This window comes from Microcoleus sp. (assembly GCF_049646505.1).
In the GTDB taxonomy this organism is placed as follows: domain Bacteria; phylum Cyanobacteriota; class Cyanobacteriia; order Cyanobacteriales; family Microcoleaceae; genus Microcoleus.
Genome location: NZ_JBARVX010000297.1, coordinates 1 through 6,155, shown reverse-complemented (window position 1 = coordinate 6,155; position 6,155 = coordinate 1). Strand labels below are relative to the sequence as shown.

5 protein-coding genes are annotated in these 6,155 nt (G+C 44.7%); all 5 read right to left on the bottom strand.

The window, feature by feature from the left end; translation table 11 throughout:
* Positions 1-21 precede the first annotated feature (21 nt).
* The 5 genes from WBA89_RS15695 to WBA89_RS15675 all read right to left on the bottom strand — a co-directional run bounded on the left by WBA89_RS15695 (position 22) and on the right by WBA89_RS15675 (position 5,995).
* Positions 22-738, bottom strand: coding sequence for a hypothetical protein (locus WBA89_RS15695; RefSeq protein WP_424407971.1), 717 nt, complete (start codon positions 736-738; stop codon positions 22-24).
* A 21-nt stretch (positions 739-759) separates the two neighbouring features.
* Positions 760-3,087 carry a hypothetical protein gene (locus WBA89_RS15690; protein WP_424407969.1) on the bottom strand — a complete coding sequence of 776 codons (2,328 nt, stop codon included), beginning with the start codon at positions 3,085-3,087 and terminating at the stop codon, positions 760-762.
* Positions 3,088-3,197: 110 nt separating this feature from the next.
* Complete coding sequence (locus WBA89_RS15685; protein WP_371123291.1) at positions 3,198-3,620, bottom strand: plasmid mobilization protein; 423 nt, start codon at positions 3,618-3,620, stop codon at positions 3,198-3,200.
* 564 nt (positions 3,621-4,184) lie between these two features.
* Positions 4,185-5,486 carry an NF041680 family putative transposase gene (locus tag WBA89_RS15680; RefSeq protein ID WP_424407966.1) on the bottom strand — a complete coding sequence of 434 codons (1,302 nt, stop codon included), beginning with the start codon at positions 5,484-5,486 and terminating at the stop codon, positions 4,185-4,187.
* A 104-nt stretch (positions 5,487-5,590) separates the two neighbouring features.
* Positions 5,591-5,995: a hypothetical protein gene (locus WBA89_RS15675; protein WP_371123292.1), complete on the bottom strand. Its 405-nt coding sequence runs from the start codon at positions 5,993-5,995 to the stop codon at positions 5,591-5,593.
* Positions 5,996-6,155 lie beyond the last annotated feature (160 nt).

The window sequence follows — 6,155 nt, the reverse complement described above, 5'->3', positions numbered from 1 at the left end:
GCCATTGGTGACTCCTTTTTCTTAGTTCCAAAAGGTCAAATTTGTAATCGCTCCCAGCGGAGGAAGGTTGGGAACCAAGCCGGCTGTAGTACCGCTGCCGTCGCCGACGAACAAGAAGGTTACTACGTCTATGGCAATCACAATGCCGAAGGCGAGGGCAATTTGGGTGACAATTGGACGCCAATCGTTACCTTGCTGCGCTTGGTTGTAAGCGAATAAAGCTGCGGCGGCTACTAACAAGAGAAATACGCCTCGAATGGCATTGAAAATTAAAACGATCGTGGATTCGTCAATGGCTGTTCCTCCTCCTGCGGCTCCAGCTTCGGTTGCTAGATTGGTCATAAACGCTTGGAGACCGCTTAGAAAAATGGCTTGTGCTGGAGTTTGAAAGTTATTCAAAAACATTGTTACTGTGATGACAGCGACAGCTAAATGCCAGAAGCGAATTTTGCTGCCCAGCAGTTTTTCGAGGATGGGAATGCTGCGGGCAATTTGCCACAGTCCGAAGAATACAAGAGCTGCACAGCTAAATACGCTGACAAATAAGGGCTGGACAAGAGTTAGATAAATGGCTGCAATTAGGCAAATTGCAATGAAGGCTAAATCGGCGTTATTGAGTTTGAATTTACGCATGAATTTGCTAAAATGGCTGCGGCGTTTGTGGGTAATGCCTTGGTTAGTAACGCTGGCGCGATCGACATGAGAGCGGTAGTTGTCGTTCAAGTAATCGTTTTGCATTGGATTTTTCCTCAAAGTAGTTTAAGCTTGCAATTCGTTGCTGTCTTCTCGCGATCGTTCTTTGCGTTCTGGCGAGGTATAGTTGTAGTCTTTAGATGCGTGAGAATCTCTAGATTGGGTTTTTTGTGGCTCTGGGGAGCCGACTACAGCCTCCATTTCTTCAACAGCAATGTGGCACTGTCGAACCTCTGGCGGCTTTCCTTTGACCAGAACGGCATCGAACACTTGTGCGTCACCTTGGCGGGGGTCAGTTCCGATTAGTTGTTTTGACCCGTCCGGCAGATCCAGTATTTCAAACTCGTATTTGACTGCCCCGGTCGTGCCGTCTTCGCGGCGCGATTCTTTCCAAGGAAACACTGGATCTTTTTCCCCGCTAAAGCGTTTGGGGAAGGTATCCTGAAACTTTTCAACTAAAGCCTGGGCAGTTGCTAGCTTGTTGTACTCTTCTTCCGACTGAGGCAATTTGAAAATGGCTTCTCTTTCTTCGGGAGTTAGCTTGTCCCGATCCGGCTCAAATTTCCAGCGTTCGCCATTCTTGGTTCCGGCAAAGATTTCGGTATTATCGCTGCCTTTGACGGCAACTTTAACTTCGTTATTTTCACCAGTTACATACAAGCTGCCGCCACCATCAAAAGCAATTCCCGATCGGGGAGACTGCCCCGTAGCGAAAGCATAATTGACCAAGCAATCTGCTATAGTTTCTCGCTGCTGCTGTACTTTTGTTTGAGCTACCATTTTACTAAGAAGATCCTCTGGTTCGCTTTCCTCCTTGTCGATACTGTTAGGTGCAGTAACGGTTGGCTGAACTTTTTGACGAGTTTCTTGCACTTGTGAATTAGGATTAAATTCTGATTCAACAGGCATCTGAACGGTCATTTTATGTTCCAGTTTGTCAACGATACTTTCAAGGCGATCCAACCTCTTTGAGAGGTGGCTTAAATAGTCTTGAATTTGGTCTAACTGTTCGCTGATGCTGGTATCTTTATCGAGCTGTAGAGGCTTAGATTTCTGGGAGTTTGGGTTGAGCTTGCTCTCTAGATCGCCAATTTTTTCGCCAATTTGAGCTGCCTTGGTTTCGGGATTGCTGATTTTAATTCCGTCGGTGCCCTTGGCTTCAATGTCGCGATTGCTTCTCTGAGGCTGGCTCGTTTCCAATTCCTCTGGTTCAGTTGCAGCAGGCGGTTCTAATACCTGCTTAGCCCGTTCAGCAAGTTTTTCAGTGCGTGTATCTATCGCCTCTATGCCGGAAATGACATCAGCGTGTTTAGCACGAGTCGCAACTCGGTCGGCGCGATCGTTTAATGAGTCAATTTGTTCGAGAATTTTTTCGAGTTTTTCTGCCTGTTCCTTTTCCCTCGCTTGTTCGATGTAATCAATTAGCTCCCCAATACTCTTTGCTCCAAGTAGACCCATTAAAGAGGCAGTTTGGACGGTTAAGCCACTTACGGTTAATCCGTTAATTTCGCTTCCCATAGAAGCGACACTTGCACCTTGGCGTTCGGTTTCTTTTAGAACAGTTTCAAGGGTGTCGAGGAAGGGATATTTTGCTTCGGGCTGTTCAGCAACTTTTTGCTTGATTTGTCCGTTATCATTCTGATTGAAAACGCTGCGATTTTTAGCTATATTGCCCAATACACCATTGGGGATAGGAGCATCTTCATCATCAGAAAGTAGTTCTTCAATATTATCTTCTTCCTCCTTTATTTGCGTTCTGCTGGTAGCATTTTTAGAAGCTACTGACTTTCCTAGCTGCCGTTTGGACTGCGATGACTTGCGAGTTTGCGTATTGTGGCTGGGAAGGTCTGTATCTTCTTCTAGATCGCTTAAATCATCCTCCAATTCATCATCTAGTTCTTCATCAAATTCTTCGGAAATGCTGTCCTCCTCTAATTCATCAGTGGCATCCAGCCCGATTAAGTCCATAATTTGGGATGGAGTATAGTAATTGTTATTGTCTTTGGTTTCAACGTCAGCCTGTTTCAGATTTTTTACTAAATAAACACCGCTGGTTCTCTGGCTGGGGTCTTTAGTTAAATAGAAAACAAAGCCAGACACCTCGCCTCCTTTTCCTTCAGTAACTAAATCCATGCTGACACTAGCTTTGTGATTGCCAGATTCATTGATTCTGTCGGGTCGTTTGTTGAAGGATTCAACGAAGTTTTTGAAATCATCCCAGTCCTCAATGTCGCCTTCTTCTTGGATTGTTTCTATGGCAGCATCGAGGGTTTCCTGAATGTGTTCCAGTTTTTTGACGTGTTTGGGATCTGTGGCTGTTAGGACAGACCAAGTACGTTTTGGGGCTGAGAATTGTCTTTTGGAGTTTGGCTTAGTTGAGAGTTTTGCAGCCATCTTTTCTCACCTCCTACGAGGAAATTAGATGCGATTGTTAGGTTTGATATTGAACTTTCAGCAGCGCTTTTGATTGTCAAACAGGACTATTGGCTAGTTGCGCGATCGCTTTATTGGTAATCCACAAGCGGGGGTATTGGTTCGCGGGTTTCGCTCAAAAGTTCTTTTCTGACTTTCCCTCTTAGTTCTTGGTGATACTCGCCTAGCATTCTGCTGAATTCTTGCAGAACTTCTAGGCTTTGTTTGGGTAACTTTCCTGCTTTTACTGCTGTCTCTACACCTCTGGTCATTTGGCAAATGTGCGTGCTCATTTTTCGCAGTTGGGCACAAGTTCCTTCATTGATAGCGGGGACTGTGCGGTCAAGGCTAAAAGCGCGTTTACGCAAGTAGTCAGACAGGCTTTTTTCACCTGCTTCTGCGGCACGTTTCACTAAATCTGCCTTTTCAAAGGTGGTTAGACGTACTCGGACGACTTCAGTTTTTCCGTTTGGTTTGGAAAGTTGGTTTTTGGGGAGAGTTGCAGTTGTAAGCACATCAATTCTCTAGGGCTAACTAATGGTTTATTAAGGCTAAGTTGAACAGCAAGGGATTAGGTTTGAGCGGTTTTTGGCATTAAGTTAATTTAATGCTCAGCAACCGACGTTCGCTAGAATCTCCTGAACCTTGATGGCAAGGTTTGAGCGGTGATTCATCCATTGCTTTCATTGATTCAATTGTCAGCAATTCTGTTGGAGATGAGCCTGTTTCTTTCGGTTTATGTTTTATTCGGTCACAAGTTGCATTAGTGAGAAGCTACTAGAGCAGTTTTTATCATCCAGATGGCTGATTCGAGGGTGGATACTGCTGTCTGGATTGCTTGTAGCTTTTGACTGTGATGTTTTAAGCCTGTAAATTGCATCATTGTTGAGCATGGTTTACAGCCAATCGTGCTTTGTTGTTGAGGACGGCTATTCGCGATCGCCGTCGCTCAACAAAGTCTTAATATTTAGTGCTGGTAGTTTAAGCACTGGAGTTTAGACTAAACAATGGTCGCAGCTAAAAGTAGCTGCCTTTCACTAGAAGGCAAGCTGTTACTCAAAAACTCAAGAGGTAGAAGATTAAACAGCTAATTTTGAAGACTTTTTGCGTCGAGAGACCCGTTTTTTAACAGTGGGATAGCATGGTGCTTTAGTCCGTACCTTTCCTTTTTCCCAACCAGGGGATTTTCCCCTCTGTTTAGGCAGTTTCGCGGGAGTACCAATGTCAACTAAAAGCCACAACATTGATTGGGCAACACGTCCAGGACTTAAGTTAATCGTAGCAGATTGCCAAGGCAGTCGATTTTCGATCACTAAATCCCTAGCTAGCCAAAGTTGCCAACTCATCAATGGCATTAAATCACTCCACCGTTCAGATTGTTCGGGAGTTCTCAAGTTAGGCAATGTCCAATGTAATCGTTGCTTGGCGAAACGATACCAATGATCCACTCCAAAGCGTCGTAAATACTTAAACCAGACTGTTTCTAGAGGGAGAGTTCGTTCTCCCACCCAAGCCAACCACAAGGGTGGAAACGGCTGACCGTTTGACATGAGATTCATTCTTTCGACCAGGATTAAATTGACTCTCTGTTGGGCCGCACGATAAAAATGTAAGTCAAGCCATTGACTGACTCGGACTTGTCCCAATTGTGGATATTCGTCAATTTCAATCACACTATCCGCTTCGAGCCATGTGGTTGGGTCAGAGAGCTTAATTCTTTGTCCATGTTTCCGTGGTCTGCCGCGACCACTATAGGCTGGTGGTGCTGACCACAAGCAGGCATTGCTTCGGAGTCGCATTAAGCAATCAACTGGAATGTCGGCTTGTGCCAATACCCAACTTGCATTGCCATATTCTCGGTCTAAAACTGCTAATACTGGATTAATGCTTTGTTCACAGACAAGTTTGAGTTGGGAAGCTGCTTTTTCGATTGGTGAAGACCAACTACTAATTCGTTCATGGAGTAGGGGTAAGGCCCAACTTCCGAATGCTTCGGGTATCCAGGCAATGGTACTGTACCCCTGTCCAATAATTACTCCCTCCTGATATTCATGGGTTCTGTCTTTTAATGTTTTAGCATCTGGTCTCCCCCATGCAGTGTGGTCGATTGCCACTAATATATGTTCTGTTTGGGGTACTTGCTGTTCTAATTGCTGGAGATACAGCATCATCAGTTTTTTCCGGTCTGGCCTACTGTCTTGCAATGCTTCGTATATGCTTGACCATTGACGATTGAATAAGGGATTGAGCGAAAATTCCGCCAAACATGACGCATTTCTGGTGGTCATCACTGCATCCATCAGCTCGAATGTTGCATCTTTCGCTTTTACTAATAACTCGTATGCTGCTTGACGAAATTCCTTTAATCGTTCACTGTTCATTTAGGGAGTCGATGGGTTTATATTTCACCCTCATTCTCTCCCGGCGCGGTGGCTCTAGTTCTTCTTTTGCCACCGTTCTCATCTTTATTTAGTCTAAACTACAGTTAAGCAAGTCTGAGTTGATATTCCCAGAAGAATCGCTCTGTATTGTTCGGGGTGCGACACAAGTATTTCCAAATGTCCAAGTGTGTGTCCATTGCCAAACCTATGACGATATAAGATTCTTCATTGTCTGTCACTGCATCCCCAAAGTTAAAATCCGGTTGCACCCAATGGTCAGGCAGGGCGATCGCATTCTGTTCAGGGGCGGTAGCATTGATTGGATGCGATATTTCAGTCGCCGCGTAGTGTTTTTGTGGCATTTGGTCAATTTTAAGAACAAGCGATCGCCTTGCTTGCTGGCGGTAGCCAGAGGAGAGGTATTCGTCAGCCACTTGTGCTGAAGCGAAGATATGTTGTTGCCTTTGGCACAAATTCTGACAAGTGGACGATTTGGGCGATTTGCTCATTTTTACCCCCCTATAACGTCTATTTGACATGGCTTGCTATGCGACTAGCGCACTAATTACGAGGATTTAAGAGGTGTTCGAGTACAAAAAATCTATTAAAAAGCAGGGGAAGTTAATTTAACTTAATTAATTTTTGTGAAATTTGGAGGAAAATTTAGGA

What these genes read in the sequence shown, in the direction of transcription:
- WBA89_RS15675 (WP_371123292.1), bottom strand. Translation starts at nt 5,995, where the DNA reads ATGAGCAAATCGCCCAAATCGTCCACTTGTCAGAATTTGTGCCAAAGG.
- WBA89_RS15680 (WP_424407966.1), bottom strand. Translation starts at nt 5,486, where the DNA reads ATGAACAGTGAACGATTAAAGGAATTTCGTCAAGCAGCATACGAGTTA.
- WBA89_RS15695 (WP_424407971.1), bottom strand. Translation starts at nt 738, where the DNA reads ATGCAAAACGATTACTTGAACGACAACTACCGCTCTCATGTCGATCGC.
- WBA89_RS15690 (WP_424407969.1), bottom strand. Translation starts at nt 3,087, where the DNA reads ATGGCTGCAAAACTCTCAACTAAGCCAAACTCCAAAAGACAATTCTCA.